Annotated in this window: 15 protein-coding genes and 1 tRNA gene; 9 read left to right on the top strand and 7 right to left on the bottom strand. The window is 54.8% G+C overall.

Annotated features, from left to right (window positions below; all coding sequences use genetic code 11):
- Positions 1–48 precede the first annotated feature (48 nt).
- Entirely contained in the window at positions 49–720 is a 672-nt protein-coding gene (locus CUC55_RS17075; protein ID WP_103088609.1) for a protein-L-isoaspartate O-methyltransferase family protein, read from the bottom strand.
- Between the two features lie 247 nt (positions 721–967).
- Between CUC55_RS17075 and CUC55_RS17080 the strand changes: the two genes are divergently transcribed.
- From CUC55_RS17080 to CUC55_RS17105, 6 genes are all read left to right on the top strand, one after another.
- Positions 968–1,120 carry a DUF3309 family protein gene (locus CUC55_RS17080; RefSeq protein WP_082760112.1) on the top strand — a complete coding sequence of 51 codons (153 nt, stop codon included), beginning with the start codon at positions 968–970 and terminating at the stop codon, positions 1,118–1,120.
- 143 nt (positions 1,121–1,263) lie between these two features.
- Positions 1,264–1,337 (top strand) — tRNA-Cys (locus CUC55_RS17085).
- Between the two features lie 180 nt (positions 1,338–1,517).
- On the top strand, positions 1,518–1,805 hold the full coding sequence (locus tag CUC55_RS17090; protein WP_067643377.1) for a hypothetical protein: 288 nt from the start codon (positions 1,518–1,520) through the stop codon (positions 1,803–1,805).
- Between the two features lie 73 nt (positions 1,806–1,878).
- Positions 1,879–2,124: a DUF982 domain-containing protein gene (locus CUC55_RS17095; protein WP_103088610.1), complete on the top strand. Its 246-nt coding sequence runs from the start codon at positions 1,879–1,881 to the stop codon at positions 2,122–2,124.
- Between the two features lie 563 nt (positions 2,125–2,687).
- Entirely contained in the window at positions 2,688–3,455 is a 768-nt protein-coding gene (locus tag CUC55_RS17100; protein WP_067643382.1) for a competence/damage-inducible protein A, read from the top strand.
- Positions 3,456–3,614: 159 nt separating this feature from the next.
- Positions 3,615–4,460 carry a universal stress protein gene (locus tag CUC55_RS17105; protein WP_103088611.1) on the top strand — a complete coding sequence of 282 codons (846 nt, stop codon included), beginning with the start codon at positions 3,615–3,617 and terminating at the stop codon, positions 4,458–4,460.
- A 61-nt stretch (positions 4,461–4,521) separates the two neighbouring features.
- Here CUC55_RS17105 and CUC55_RS17110 read toward each other — a convergent pair whose 3' ends face one another.
- Entirely contained in the window at positions 4,522–5,898 is a 1,377-nt protein-coding gene (locus tag CUC55_RS17110; protein ID WP_103088612.1) for a class II 3-deoxy-7-phosphoheptulonate synthase, read from the bottom strand.
- A 442-nt stretch (positions 5,899–6,340) separates the two neighbouring features.
- Between CUC55_RS17110 and CUC55_RS17115 the strand changes: the two genes are divergently transcribed.
- On the top strand, positions 6,341–7,258 hold the full coding sequence (locus CUC55_RS17115; RefSeq protein WP_425352860.1) for a LysR family transcriptional regulator: 918 nt from the start codon (positions 6,341–6,343) through the stop codon (positions 7,256–7,258).
- On the opposite strand, the gene gor is transcribed toward CUC55_RS17115, so the two are convergent.
- The 3 genes from gor to rpiA form a co-directional block, all read right to left on the bottom strand.
- Positions 7,236–8,624 carry a glutathione-disulfide reductase gene (gene gor / locus CUC55_RS17120; RefSeq protein ID WP_103088613.1) on the bottom strand — a complete coding sequence of 463 codons (1,389 nt, stop codon included), beginning with the start codon at positions 8,622–8,624 and terminating at the stop codon, positions 7,236–7,238. The genes CUC55_RS17115 and gor overlap by 23 nt on opposite strands.
- Positions 8,625–8,730: 106 nt before the next feature.
- Positions 8,731–9,336, bottom strand: a complete 606-nt coding sequence (locus tag CUC55_RS17125) for a DUF2059 domain-containing protein (protein WP_067643393.1) — start codon at positions 9,334–9,336, stop codon at positions 8,731–8,733.
- A 17-nt stretch (positions 9,337–9,353) separates the two neighbouring features.
- Positions 9,354–10,052 (bottom strand): ribose-5-phosphate isomerase RpiA, encoded by a 699-nt coding sequence (rpiA, locus tag CUC55_RS17130; RefSeq protein ID WP_103088614.1) that lies wholly within the window; start codon positions 10,050–10,052, stop codon positions 9,354–9,356.
- A 191-nt stretch (positions 10,053–10,243) separates the two neighbouring features.
- Here rpiA and gph point away from each other — a divergent pair, with 191 nt between their 5' ends.
- Entirely contained in the window at positions 10,244–10,945 is a 702-nt protein-coding gene (gene gph / locus CUC55_RS17135; RefSeq protein ID WP_067643399.1) for a phosphoglycolate phosphatase, read from the top strand.
- Positions 10,946–11,144: 199 nt separating this feature from the next.
- On the opposite strand, the gene rpsD is transcribed toward gph, so the two are convergent.
- Entirely contained in the window at positions 11,145–11,762 is a 618-nt protein-coding gene (gene rpsD, locus CUC55_RS17140) for a 30S ribosomal protein S4 (RefSeq protein WP_067643402.1), read from the bottom strand.
- Between the two features lie 450 nt (positions 11,763–12,212).
- On the opposite strand from rpsD, the gene CUC55_RS17145 reads away from it, so the two are divergent.
- Positions 12,213–13,196 (top strand): TerC family protein, encoded by a 984-nt coding sequence (locus CUC55_RS17145; protein ID WP_103088615.1) that lies wholly within the window; start codon positions 12,213–12,215, stop codon positions 13,194–13,196.
- 36 nt (positions 13,197–13,232) lie between these two features.
- Here CUC55_RS17145 and CUC55_RS17150 read toward each other — a convergent pair whose 3' ends face one another.
- Entirely contained in the window at positions 13,233–14,750 is a 1,518-nt protein-coding gene (locus CUC55_RS17150; RefSeq protein ID WP_067644210.1) for a helicase HerA domain-containing protein, read from the bottom strand.
- Positions 14,751–14,774: the final 24 nt, after the last annotated feature.

The following is a 14,774-nucleotide window of genomic DNA, read 5'->3' on the forward strand; positions in this document are numbered from 1 at the left end:
ACCTGAAAAGGCCCGGCATTGGTTGGTTGGCTGAGAGGTTTCCGATAATCAGAAAACGAACTCGCTTGCCTTTGCNAAACCAGGAACAGGCTTGACCGACGCATTGAAAAACGGTGTCGAAGAAGTGCCCTTGCCGTCGCGGCGATAGACCGTCGCCTTTGCGGAATTACCGTAACCTACAACGGCGATCAGACGTCCGCCATCGTGGAGCTGGTCGAGAAGCGCTGCCGGCACGTCCTCGACAGAGCCGTTGACGNAAATGACGTCATAGGGTGCTTCTGCGGCATATCCGTGGGCAAGCGCACCGCTGACGGTTACGACATTGTCATAACCAAGCGTCGAAAGTGTTTCTGTCGCACTAGCGCTCAGTTCCTCATCGGATTCAAGCGATACGACCGAACTGGCGAGCTGGGAAAGAATCGCAGACACGTAGCCTCTTCCACCACCAACTTCCAGAACGACATCATCCTTGGTGATAGCGGCCAGTTGCAACAGCTTTGCCAGCGGCGAAGCCTTCATGATGTAGCGCGGAGCAAGCCCGTCCCTTGCCGGACAGATCTGCAAATCCTCATCCGCATAGGCAATTTGCTTTACTCCAGCGGGAACGAATTCCTCGCGCGGCACAGCAAGAAACGCCTTCAGCACAGAATGCGAGGTCACATCGGTCGTGCGCAACTGGCTGTCGACCATTTTGCCGCGTGCGGTTTCGAAGTCCATCATGTCGTTTTCGCCTCAAATATAAGCTCGAACACAGCCTGAAATTCAGACCGCCGTGGGTTACCGTCTTAATTGCCTGCGCCGTTGCTTTCAAGCACAAGCACACGTCCGAAGCATGAAAAAGCCAAGTTGTGTCTTTCGTTGTCGACTTGACCGCCCGGGCCCACGCAAACCACCCTAAACGGGAACTTTTTATCCGCCTAATCATTGATAAGAAACTGGAAACGCTCAACAACATCTGGAGGCCAGCATGCTTGGCACAATTCTCGTCGTCCTTCTTATCCTGTTCTTGATCGGCGCCCTGCCAAACTGGGGCTATCACAATTATGGATATGGCCTTTCGGGAGGTCTCGGCCTAGTGCTCGTCATCGTACTGGTTTTGGTTCTTCTCGGTCGCATTTGACACTATCTGAAAAGCCGCATGGTCTCTGTGAGGGCGTGCGGCNTTTTCGTTCAAACTTCTTCAGCTTTTTCAAACCTACCCTATTGCGTGGAAAATGGATTCGTTCTAAATCCCCGCCATAGCTTGAGAGATCAGGCTCGTGAGGCCTCGTGGCGGAGTGGTGACGCAGAGGACTGCAAATCCTTGCACCCCGGTTCAATTCCGGGCGAGGCCTCCAAAACAAATCACCAATTTTTTCACGGATTTGCGACAATTTTTTAAAGTGGATTATCTTGTCCACTCGCGGATGCTTGCATCCAACTCCGAACCTTCTGGAACATCCTTCTCCGTTTTAAGTTTACCGTGCCAATGCTGCTGCATAATCAAGTGTAACCGGGCAGATTTTAGGGAGAAAACTATGCGAGTGATGACCTCAGTATTGAGCGCGGGACTGGCGCTCGTCTTAGCAGGGTGCACAACGCCAATCTCAGCCTCAAGCTATGATCCTATCCCTGGCAGCATAACCTACAACGGTCAACCTCGGACCAAGCTCACAAAATCGCCCATTGGCAGCACCTTCACGCATAATTTCCGCCGCTTCGATGATCGCGTAGTTGAAACTTATCAAATCCAGCCTGACCGTTCTCTAAAAATCGTTGACCGCCGGATCATTCGCAACTGGTCATTCTTTGGCAGAGACGACTGATAAATTGCCAATTGAATAGCGCTCGATAAGCCTCTAAACGCTGTTTAAACTCTTGAATCGTGCGGGAAACATCATGCAGACGCTTTGGGCAAAACCAGTTCTTATCGCTTTGGAAGAACCCGGCGTTTATGTGAGCATCGATTCGACACAGGCCGCTTCATGGGCGCTGATCGAAGATTGGCCGGAGGAAGATGGCGAGATGCTGGACAAGGCCCTCCTCGTTTTCGCGGCTGTCGATGCTGGCAAGAAAAAGCCGGAAGACGCGCGGNAAGCATTCGTTGATGCTGCGATTGAAGCTGGCCTCGATATAAAGTCATAATGACGCAGATGCGTTTCCACTCTTAAAATACAGGCTTTGTGCCTTTAATATAAGGCGCTGAAAGCCGAGGCACGAATACCAATGAAAAAGTTTGTCTTTGTTCTTATTCTGGGATGCCTGGCGCTGAGCATCGTTGGACACTGGATTTTTGCGCTCGTTGTGATGTGAGCAGGACCTGCTTATTTAAAGCATCTGTCTGATCTTAATAATTCACGCGCTTGTCACGGAACTTCGTTAAGTTTTGCACGTTCTTCTTCCACTAATGATGGAGGGTAAAGCGATGCGTGATGGTCTCAACAGTCTTCTGGAAGTGTCCTTGCTTGGTTTCGTCGTTGTTACTTGCCTGATGATGGTCAATCCCATAATCTGAAACCGGCGAAAATTCGTATGTCAACGGACGTTACTGAATAAGTAACGAAATAAAAATGCGGCCTTTGCGCCGCATTTCGTTCGTCGATCTGCTTCGGCAACATCAGTTTTCAAACATCTTTTTCAATCCAAGCCTTATTGAATTTGGCGCACAGAGCGCTAACCTGTTTGCATATTCATTGTGAGTGACCCCAATGCCTCCATCCTCCTCAACCATCATTTCTGCTGCCATGCTCGCTATTGGAGACGAGCTTTTGTCCGGGCGCACCAAGGACAAGAACATCGGCCATCTCGCGGATGTACTGACAATGTCGGGAATCGATCTGAATGAAGTCAGGATCGTGCCGGATGAAGAACCAGCAATCGTAGAAGCGCTGAATGCTTTGCGCGAGCGCTACGACTACGTCTTCACGTCCGGCGGCATCGGCCCGACCCATGACGATATTACCGCAGATGCGGTGTCAGTGGCGTTTGGCTTACCCTGTGAACATGACGCAGAAGCAATGCGCCTTCTCGGCGATATGTATCGTGTCCGCGAAATGGAATTCACGGATGCGCGAAAGAGAATGGCGCGCATGCCGCGTGGCGCGAAGCACATCACCAATCCGGTTTCGGTTGCGCCGGGCTTTATCGTCGAGAACGTCTACGTGATGGCTGGTGTGCCACAGGTGTTCCAAGCCATGCTCGATAACGTCATGCCATCGCTGCGCACCGGGTCCAGAATCCTGTCGCAAGCGGTCAGTTCGCCCTTTGGTGAAGGTGACATCGGAACACCGCTGAGCCTCGTTCAAAAAGCGCATCCAGAAACCAGTATCGGATCCTATCCGAAATATGACGGCCAACGTTTCTCGACAGAGATCGTCGTGCGCGCTCGCGATGCCAGCGCACTCGATGCTGCGGCCCAGGACGTCGCTTCCATGATCGCGACGATCACACGTGAGAAAGCGGCGCGCTCGGCGTGAACTCTTGAGCAGATCAAGCATTTAATATGGTCGGAACACGCGACACCATTTGATCGCAATCAAAGCCTTAAAGTTGGGATCGGAACATTCTGAGAGCTTGAAAAGAGGCGTTGCTTGTCGATTCCGGTGAGTGAGGCTATCACGATGAGGAGTCTGATCATGGGTTACAAGACCATACTGGCAGTGATGGATACGGCGGAAAACGCGCGCAAACTGGGAGAGTTCACAGCGTCCCTGGCCAACACATTCTCATCACATGTCATCGGCCTGCACATGGAATCATTCGCGACTGTTCCCCTGGTCGCGCCTATGGAAATGCCCGACCCTGCAACCGTTCAAGCGGTTCAGGAAGTTGCACATGAGGAAACGATGGATGTTGGCCTGATATTCAAGCAGNAAATAACCGGTGAGAATATTTCGAGCGAGTGGCGTAGTTTCGTTTCGTCGGTGGGATACTCGTCCAACACTGCAATACAAAGCGCCCGTTGTGCAGATATTGTCATTGCAAGGCAGACCAGTTCATCGGCGCTCTCCGACAGCCGTGCCGACCTCGATAACTTCCTCTATGAAATTGGCCGACCGATTTTACTTGTGCCACACGTCCTGGAGCAGCCGAAACCAATCAAACGGGTTTTGGTGGCGTGGAACGGTTCACGCGAGGCAACTCGAGCTACGTTCGACGCCCTGCCCTTTCTGCTTGCGGCTGACAGCGTGGAGATATTCTCGGTTGGTGCGGATGATGATGACACTCAGTCCGGGTCACTGGCAGGGTCAGAGATCGCTTCGACGCTTGCTNGACACGGCATCAATGTCACAGTGACATCGCAGGNAAAAAGTCATGGCGTGTCAGCCGAAAAAGCAATCGAAAACCGCCTTTCGGACAACAGCATCGACCTGCTCGTCATGGGCGCCTACGGCCACTCGCGTTGGTGGGAGATGCTGTTTGGAGGTGTGACCCGCACGCTGCTGGATAAAATGACCGCGCTGACATTGCTGTCACGATAGAACCAGACGCAAAAAAGCCGCCGGATCACTCTGGCGGCTTTTGTATGTCATTCNAAACATATCAGCCGTTGACGACGGCAAGACGCTTTTCGTCGCGACCGCTCTTCATGCGTTCGGACAGTAGGAACGCCAGTTCCAGAGCCTGATCCGCGTTAAGACGCGGGTCGCAATGCGTGTGATAACGATCGGACAAGGAATCCGCAGTCACAGTGCGCGCACCGCCCGTGCATTCGGTTACATCCTTACCGGTCATCTCGATGTGGATGCCGCCCGGATGTGTGCCTTCGGCGCGATGTATCTGGAAGAAGCTTTCGACTTCCGACAGGATACGCTCGAACGGACGTGTCTTGTAGTGGTTCAGCGTAATCGTGTTGCCATGCATCGGGTCGCAGGACCATACGACCTTGCGGCCTTCCNTTTCCACAGCGCGGATAAGCTTTGGCAAACCATCGGCAACCTTGTCATGGCCGAAGCGGCAGATAAGCGTCAAACGACCGGCTTCATTAGAAGGGTTCAGAGCATCGATGAGCTCGATCAGGTTATCGGGCTGCAAAGTAGGGCCACACTTCAAACCAATCGGGTTCTTGATGCCGCGGAAATACTCGACATGCGCGTGGTCCAGCTGGCGGGTACGGTCGCCGATCCACAGCATGTGGCCTGATGTCGCGTACCAATCACCGGAGGTCGAATCGATGCGGGTCAGCGCTTCCTCATAACCAAGCAATAACGCCTCATGGCTGGTGAAGAAATCTGTCTCGCGCAGGCTCGGCTGGNTTTCCGACGTGATACCGATGGCCTTCATGAAGTCCATGGTTTCGGAAATACGGTTAGCAAGCTTACGGTAACGGTCCGCCTGCGGGCTGTCCTTGACGAAGCCGAGCATCCACTGGTGCACGTTCTCAAGGTTGGCATAACCACCCATAGCGAAGGCACGCAGAAGGTTCAGTGTCGCCGCCGACTGGCGATAAGCGTCCAGCTGACGTTCAGGGTTTGGAATGCGCGAAGCTTCGTTGAACTCGATACCGTTGATGATATCACCACGGTAGGATGGCAAGTTGACGCCATCCAGCGTTTCGATGTTGGACGAACGCGGCTTGGCGAACTGACCGGCGATGCGACCGACCTTCACGACGGGAAGCTGCGCGCCATAGGTCAGAACGACGGCCATTTGCAGGAAGGCACGAAAGAAGTCGCGGATGTTATCTGCGCCATGCTCGAGAAAGCTTTCCGCGCAATCACCACCTTGCAGCAGGAATGCTTCGCCTTCGGCAACGCTGGCAAGCTGCTTTTTCAAGCGGCGTGCTTCACCGGCAAACACCAGGGGCGGATAGGTCGCAAGCGTTGCTTCCGTTGCAGCAACTGCAGTCGCATTCGGGTATTCCGGAACCTGCTGGATCGGCTTGTGTCTCCAGCTGCTTGGTGTCCAATTCTGTGCCATTGTGTTCTCGCTTGTGCAGCCGCTTTAGACCAGAGGCAGCAATGTTCCCTGTTAATCGCGCGCTTATAAACACTTTCATACCCGCTTGCAAAGGCGAAGTTCACCAGCAACGTCCCCCTCGATAGTGCTTTTTCGAGCTGAAAATCCAGGCCAGCCATTCAGGCATCGCGAAAACCACAGGGCAGCACGATCCAACCGCGTCGATGGCCAATGGTCCAACGGATCAGCAAGTGTCTTCCCGTCGCTCAACGACCGCATCTGCCGCATACGTTCCATGACGAACATCGTTTCCGGTAACATCTGGTAACCTCTCNTTTTCGGTATCAAGGAGGTATGGCCAGACATAAGGACTTCATAGATACGCAACTGAAAGGGGCATTTCATTCTTGCGCAGGTGCGGCGAATACTGGGTTAGCGTATAGTATCTGAGATCAGCAGGGTAATGGCCGTGAAAGATGTGAACTGGGACGACCTGAAACTATTTCATATTGTTGCCGCGCAAGGTGGCCTCGCTGGCGCGGCTGGCTTGACCGGTACCAGCGCCCCAACAATCGGACGAAGGATGCTTCTTCTCGAGCGGTCGATTGGTCGGACGCTTTTTATCCGTAGCCCACAAGGCTACAGGCTTGCACCTGATGGAATGACATTGTTCGAACGTGTTCAATCCATGCAGAAGGCAGCATCGGATATCAGCCAATGGCACGGCAACGCTTTTTCACTGCCTATCGTCTCTGTAGCGAGCAATATCTGGCTGATGGGTTTCGTGTCAGACAACGCTGCTGTCTTACGTGGGCCGCAAGACCCATTCCGGCTGTGTTGCAAATGCATTACCGAAGATGAAGACCTGACATTTCGCCGCGGTATGGTGGCGATTTTCGACACGGCACCCAAAAACGGAAATTTCGCCGTCCGCAAATCGGTGACGATGACGTATCATGCGTACCGCGCCGCCCACCTCTCNTTCAGCGATGACATGCCCTGGATATCAATCGGAACAGAAGTGGCCGTCTCAGATGCGGNAAAATGGGTATTCCGCAATCACGAGGCCACGATCCACACCTGGACCAATGCGCCGGAGCTGCTGCCGAAGCTGATTGCCAGCGGTGCAGGACGCGGTATCTTGCCGTCATTTCTAGGAGACGCGATGCCGGGTCTCGTTCGCAATGGCGAGGCGATAGAGGAACTGTCTCACCCGCTGTGGCTCACCGTCAACGACGATGATCGGCACACACCGGAAATGAGACTTCTGATAGATCGCCTCGCTGCGCTGTTGAAGCGCAACGAGGCTCNTTTTGATGGTACGCTGGGAGTAGAACGGGACCAAAGCGAAGGTTCGGTTATACCCTTTCACCGTTCTTGACCCGGTAGCTTGGCGTATACATCGTTACCAGCTCTTCGGATGCAGTCGGATGAACCGCCATGGTGGCATCGAAGTCATCCTTGGTGCAGCCCGCCTTTAGCGTAATGCCGAGAAGCTGCGCCATTTCGCCCGCATCGTGGCCGAGAATATGCGCGCCGACCACCTTGCGGTCTGCGGCATTGACGATGAGCTTCATGATCGNTTTTTCCGTGCGGCCGGAAAGTGTCGCCTTCATGGGGCGGAACTGTGCGCGGTAGACTTCGATCTCCTCGAATTTGGCAGCTGCCTCTTCCTCAGACATGCCGACCGTGCCAATTTCCGGCTGGGAGAAAACCGCTGTTGCGATGAGATGGTGATCCGGTTTGGTCGGGTTGTTCCTGAACTCGGTTTCGATGAAGCACATCGCTTCATGGATGGCCACTGGCGTCAGCTGTACCCGGTCGGTGACGTCACCCAACGCGAAGATACTAGGAACATTGGTGCGCGAGTAGTCGTCAACGACGATCGCGCCCCTTTCGTTGACTGTGACACCAGCGTTTTCGAGGCCAAGCCCCTGCGTGTTCGGATCACGCCCCAGCGCTAGCATGACCAGACCGACATTGAGGGAATGGCCCTGCTTGGTGCGCGCAACGAAACCGCCGGCTCCGTCCTTGCTGACCTCCTGAATGACGTCTTCGAGAAGGATGCGGATACCCTTTGCAACCATTGCCTCATGCAGGCCTTCGCGCATGTCCCTGTCGAAGCGTGACAGGATTTCCTTGCCGCGATAGATCAGTGTGGTTTCGACACCCAGACCATGGAAGATATTGGCAAACTCCACAGCAATGTAGCCGCCGCCCGCAATCAGAATGGATTTGGGCAGTTCATCCAGATGGAAAGCATCATTGGAGGAAATCGTCAGCTCGTAACCGGGCAAGGACACGTGCGGATTTGGTGTACCGCCAACGGCAATCACGATACGCTCTGCCGTAACCGTTTGTCCTGACTTCGACAGCTTGATCGTGTGGGCATCGACCAGCTCAGCGCGGCTGTCGAAAATCTCAGCCTTGGCATTCTCAAGTCCCTTGCGATAGAGACCTTCCAGACGATCGATTTCCTTGTCCTTGGCCGCAATCAGCTTTTTCCAGTCGAAGGTACTTGGCCCCACGGTCCAGCCGTAACCGGCAGCATCTTCGAAATGCTCTGGATATTGCGAGGCATAGACGAACAATTTCTTCGGCACGCAGCCTCTTATGACGCAGGTTCCGCCATAGCGGTATTCTTCTGCAATACCGACACGTTTGCCGAGCGAAGCGGCTACACGGGCACTGCGAACACCGCCGGATCCGCCGCCGATAACGAAAAGGTCATAGTCATAAGTTGTCATGGATCAGCCTCTGATGGTGTCGCACACATATAGGTGCTGCACCGCATAAATGAAAAGCCCGGAGTGTGATCCGGGCTTTGAAAAATTCTGAACTTAGCAGAAGTGATCAGGGCTTGGGCTTGGCAGCAGGTGCGGCTGGCGCAGGCACTGTGGATGCGCCCGGCGCACCACCGACGTTGGAATTGTTGGCTGGAAGCGGCTGAAGATCAGCGCCAGCAACCTTCTGAAGTTCCGTCATGCTGGATGTGTTCAGATCGCGGTTGATTCCAGCGGCCCAGATGTCGGCAGCCTTCATCAGTTCGCGGGTAGCGATAGGACCATCCTTCAACAGCTTCTTGCCAGCTTCGCTGCCGTAGAAAGCGGAGATTGCTTTCAGTTCATCAAGCGAAAAAGCGCGCGCATAGGTCAGGGCAGCTTCACGCTCCAGATCGGCGCGGCGCGGCGCAAGTTCAAGCGCCTTGGTATCGACGGTCTCGGTAATTGCGTCCTGAACGTTTGGCGAAGCCTGAATAAGCTCGGCCTTCAGACGCTCTGCGAGACCCGGCAGAATATCATCGAAGCGGTCGGTCACACCAAGCGTACCGATAGCCTGCTTTGCAGCATTGATATGCTCTTCTGAAATTTCCTGCGCACGAACGGCAGTGCCGAATACGATACCGGAAATGAGGATCGAAGCAGCGGCAGCTTTGCCTAGTCCCGCAAGTTTGATCATGAAATCTCTCGCTCCTGTTATATTTTCGCCTGCATTATGCGGGCGCCATCAGGCCCGGCGATAATGGCAAGCGATGCCAGATTAATGAAAAGTCCGTGCTCGACAACACCGGGTATGGTGTTCAGCTCGCGTGCCAGTGCTTCTGCATCAGGAATACGGCCNAAAGATGCGTCGAAAATGAGGTGCCCACCGTCCGTTTTGAAGGGACCGTCTTCAAGAGAACGCAGCTTCAAATCGCCCGAAAGGCCCAGCTTTGAAGCCAGCTTCTCTATGGCGATACAGGTTGCGACCTTGCCGAAAATATTGATCTCGATGGGCAGAGGAAACGCACCGAGTGTATCCACGACCTTTGTCTGGTCTGCGATCACAATGACGCGAGAGGATGCAGCCGCCACGATCTTTTCACGCAATAAAGCGCCACCGCCGCCCTTGATGAGACGCAGGCCATGGTCGACCTCATCCGCACCATCGATGGTCAGGTCCAGTTCAGGCAACTCGTCCAGCGACTTCAACGGAACGCCCAGTTCAACACACAGACGCGCAGTACGCTCCGACGTTGGAACACCCTGAACTCTGAGGCCGGACGATACTTTTTCTGCGAGAAGCCTGACGAATTCCTCTGCGGTGGAACCCGTACCAATACCGAGACGCATTCCGTCTTCGACATAGGACAACGCCGCTTCTGCGGCCTTGATCTTCATTTGGCGGGCATCCATTCGGCTGCAGACTCCGTGTTCTCTCGTCCATAAGCGCGTCGGTCNTTTTTTGGACCTCCTTGCTGGCGTGCTGTTTACACGGGTCGAATAGCAAACGGAAGCCCTTTCGAATAGCGACAAGCAACCGTCCAAAGGTTTCGTTGCAAATGCCTGCGCCTTTGCTTAGCCTTGGCGGACATAGTCAGTTCAACATGAGGCATTCCTTGACATCCACCCTCGTCATATTCGATCTCGACGGCACGCTGGTCGATACCGCTCCCGACCTTATCGACAGCCTGAATTACGCCATTGCCGCAGCCGGTCTCGCACCGACGACCTATGCGGACCTCAAGCATCTTGTCGGCCATGGCGCGCGCGTCATGATCAAGCGGGCTTTCGCCTTGCGCAATACAGAGCTTTCTGACGCCGATCTGGAGCCTCTTTACGAGCGTTTCCTCGACCATTATCTCGAACAGATGCCCGGACAGAGCGTCCCCTACCCCGGCATCGTTTCGGCACTCGACAGATTGACAGCAGCCGGCTTCACTCTGGCCGTTTGCACTAACAAGACGACTGCTCTTGCAATTCCGCTCCTCGAAAAACTAGGCTTGAGCCACTATTTCGCCGCGACGACCTGCGGCGATACATTCGAGTGGCGCAAACCGGACGCGCGGCACATCACCGGCACCATCGAAAAAGCGGGCGGCGATGCTGCCCGGAGCGTAATGGTCGGCGACAGCTTCAACGACATCGCATCCGCCAAGAATGCCAACATCCCCTCAGTGGGCGTCACCTTCGGTTATACGGATGTGCCGATGGTTGAGCTAGCACCTGATGTGATGATCGACAGCTACGACGAGCTGGATGCGACATTGATTGAACGGCTGATTTCGAAGCGGGTTGCTGCGGCCTGATACGCTGATAAATCCTGCAAACCTCTCCTCCGTCATCCTCGGCCTTGTGCCGAGGATCTAATGAACCCCGACATCGAACGTGGTTAGATCCTAGGGACAAGCCGTAGGATGACGGGGAGTTAGGCAAGTAAAATACAAAAACCGCGCAACAAAAAAGCCGCCCAGAAAGGCGGCTTTTTCAATGGATGCTACACGCAGATTAACGCGAGTAGAATTCGACCACGAGGTGTGGTTCCATGACGACTGCGTATGGCACGTCAGCAAGAGCAGGAACGCGAACGAATGTCGCTACCATCTTGTTGTGGTCAACTTCGACGTAGTCAGGAACGTCACGCTCTGCGAGAGCAACGGCTTCGAGAACTGTTACGAGCTGCTTGGACTTCTGACGAACTTCAACAACGTCGCCTGGCTTGCAACGGTAAGAACCGATGTTGACGCGAACGCCGTTAACCGTGACATGGCCATGGTTGACGAACTGGCGAGCAGCGAAAACAGTCGGAACGAACTTTGCGCGGTATACGATCGCGTCCAGACGGGACTCGAGCAGACCGATCAGGTTCTCGGATGTGTCACCCTTGCGACGGTTTGCTTCGTCGTAAGTTGCGCGGAACTGCTTCTCACGAACTTCACCGTAGTAGCCCTTGAGCTTCTGCTTGGCGCGCAGCTGCGTGCCGAAGTCGCTCATCTTGCCCTTGCGGCGCTGACCGTGCTGGCCTGGGCCGTATTCGCGACGGTTTACCGGGGACTTAGGACGACCCCAGATATTTTCGCCCATACGGCGGTCAATTTTATACTTAGACGATTCGCGCTTGCTCATCGTATTTCCTTTCAGAACGCTACACCGGTTTGTTACCAAACCGGATCAAGGAAACACGCCCTCCTCTGAGGTCCCGTTTTAGGACCTCTGACAGGTTTCTCACATTTGCGTACGGAGAAGCCACGGGACATGTCGGTGATGTCGATTGCCGAACGTCGTTCAAGAACCACAGGGCAACCAACTAAATACACCGAGCATTGCTGCCCGGTGTTGAGCGGCTTCTAGACACATCTCACAAATTTGTCAAACACGCCTGTCTGANTTTTTATTGCTATCGCCCTTGAAATGCAGTTGTGCCACATTATTTCCCGTCCGTGATCAGGACTCGGGCCCCTCTGGCGTACTACCGGACAATACGCGATGTCGAGTCTCTTAAGGTTGGGGCCACGTCTATGTCTATCACACGTTCCCCATCCGAAAAGCCAACCTCGTCCGGCCAAAGGTTGACTGATGGACTTTCTCCTCATTGANTTTCTCGGCANCCCCACATGGATGTGGGCTGTCTTCATTTCTCTCGTATTAGGTTTGCTGGCGCTCGATCTGGGCGTCCTGCATAAGAACTCCAAGGAAATCGGCATCCGCGAAAGCATGCTGATGTCCACCTTCTATATTGGTATTGGCTTGGCCTTCGGTGGCTGGATCTGGTATCAGTCCGGCCAACAGTCTGCGATGGAATACGTCACCGGCTTCGTGGTCGAAAAGAGCCTTGCGATGGACAATATCTTCATCATCGCGATGATCNTTTCCTACTTTGCCATTCCTCGCCAGTATCAGCACCGCGTGCTGCTCTGGGGTATTCTCGGCGTGATCGTCCTGCGTGGTATCATGATTGCCGCAGGCGCCGCGATCGTCGAAAACTTCCACTGGGTGCTTTATATTTTCGCGGCATTTCTGGTGTTCACCGGCCTCAAGATGCTGTTTTCGTCAGACCACGATGAAAACGATATCGGCAACAACAAGATATTGAAGTTCCTGCGCCGTCACCTACCGGTGACGAATGCGCTGCACGGCGAAAAATTCATCGTCAAGGAAGTCGATGAAAAGACCGGCAAGCTAAAGACCTTTGTCACGCCGCTATTCCTCGCGCTGATTATGGTCGAAATTGCCGACCTTATCTTTGCGGTCGATTCGATCCCGGCGATCTTTGCGATCACGACAGACCCGTTCATCGTCTACACGTCGAACATCTTCGCGATTCTTGGTCTGCGTGCGCTCTACTTCGCACTGGCTGCCCTGATCCACCGTTTTGCTTATCTGAAATATGCGCTGGCTGCGGTTCTGGTCTTCGTCGGTTCGAAAATCTTCCTGGCCGACATGCTGGGCATCGCCAAGATCCCGCCTGCCCTATCGCTTGGCGTAACGGTCGCTATCCTCGTGACGGGCGTGGTCGGTTCCCTGCTCGCGACCCGCAATGAAACGAAGACAATAGAATAAGCTGTATGTGAAGGCGGTGAAAGCCGCCTTCATACACTACTCGGCTGCAAATTTCGCAATATCCTCAGCCGCATCCGCATCTCCGGGTGCGGTTTTTGCGTCGAGATCGGGGAAGGCAACGATTCGTTTGCCGGAGAAATCGGCATGCACGACGACGAGTTCCTTCTCCTCGAAATAACCAAGCAACATGCGTGCCCGCCGCGCTGAATGCGTGCCATAAGCACGGGCGATCCGGGCGTCTGAAGGGCAAGGCTCTCCACTGAGTGCGGACTTGACCAGTAACAGGAAGACGCTCTGCAAATCGTCGGAGACATTCTTCGAAAGCGCCAGTGCCTTCTGCCAGTCCTCGCTTGCCGCCATCTCGGCATCCACACCGGAGCGGGTGATGGCCACTTGGCGACGGAATTCCGACAGCGCCATGGGCGTTCCGGGAATGCGGCGCATGCGGGCGCGCACCAGAAACTCCTGATAGAGCACGGCATCGGTGCGATAGGCCGATTGCGGATCGTCCATGATCTCGGAAAGCACGGCAGAGATTTTTTCGTCCCGTTCTTCCGCGGACATCTCCGGCTGGCTGCTGCGCTGTGGCTGTTGCGGCTCCGGCCCGCCAATGGCAGGCGTGGAGCGCGAAAGCTCTGCCAGAATATCCGTCGTCGGGCGTGGCGCCGGTGGTGTGCGGCGCACGGGACCCCGTGTGAACTCGTCCGGGTCAGGCGTAAAAATCAGCTCTTCCACATCCTGCGGCGAATCCGGCAGCGGCATCAGCTTTGGCGAAGACGAACGCGCGGATGTTTCGACAGCACCGATGATGATGGGTAGAGGACGGCGAGAGAGCGCTGGCCCAAGCGCCACGAAATTGCCGCGCTGCAAATCGCGGAACATTTCCGCCTGACGGCGGTCCATGCCGAGCAGATCTGCCGCACGTGCCATATCGATATCGAGAAAGGTGCGGCCCATAAGGAAGTTCGACGCCTCGGCAGCGACGTTCTTGGCGAGTTTTGCCAGACGCTGCGTGGCGATGACGCCTGCCAGACCGCGTTTTCGGCCACGGCACATGAGGTTCGTCATCGCACCCAGCGACATCTTGCGGGCATCTTCCGTCACTTCGCCGGCCACTGATGGAGCAAACATCTGCGCCTCGTCCACGACAACGAGAACCGGATACCAGAACTCTCTGTCAGCATCGAACAGGCCGTTTAGGAAGGCAGCGGCAGCTCGCATCTGCTGTTCGACGTCGAGACCTTCAAGCGTCAGAACACATGACACGCGGTGCTGGCGGATACGGTTGGCGATGCCGGACAACTCGCCTTCCGTGCGCTCGCCATCGACAACCACATGGCCAAACTTGTCTGCAAGCGTAACGAAGTCGCCTTCGGGGTCGATGATGACCTGCTGCACCCACGGGGCGGATTGCTCAAGCAATCTGCGCAGGAGATGCGATTTGCCGGAACCGGAATTGCCCTGCACCAGCAAACGTGTGGCAAGCAATTCTTCAATATCGAGCTTGGCTGGCTGCCCGCCCGATAGGGTTCCCATGTCGATATCGACCTGCAATGTCAAAGCTTCCCTGCACTGTGA

The organism is Agrobacterium bohemicum, assembly GCF_002896715.1.
Lineage (GTDB): Bacteria > Pseudomonadota > Alphaproteobacteria > Rhizobiales > Rhizobiaceae > Agrobacterium > Agrobacterium bohemicum.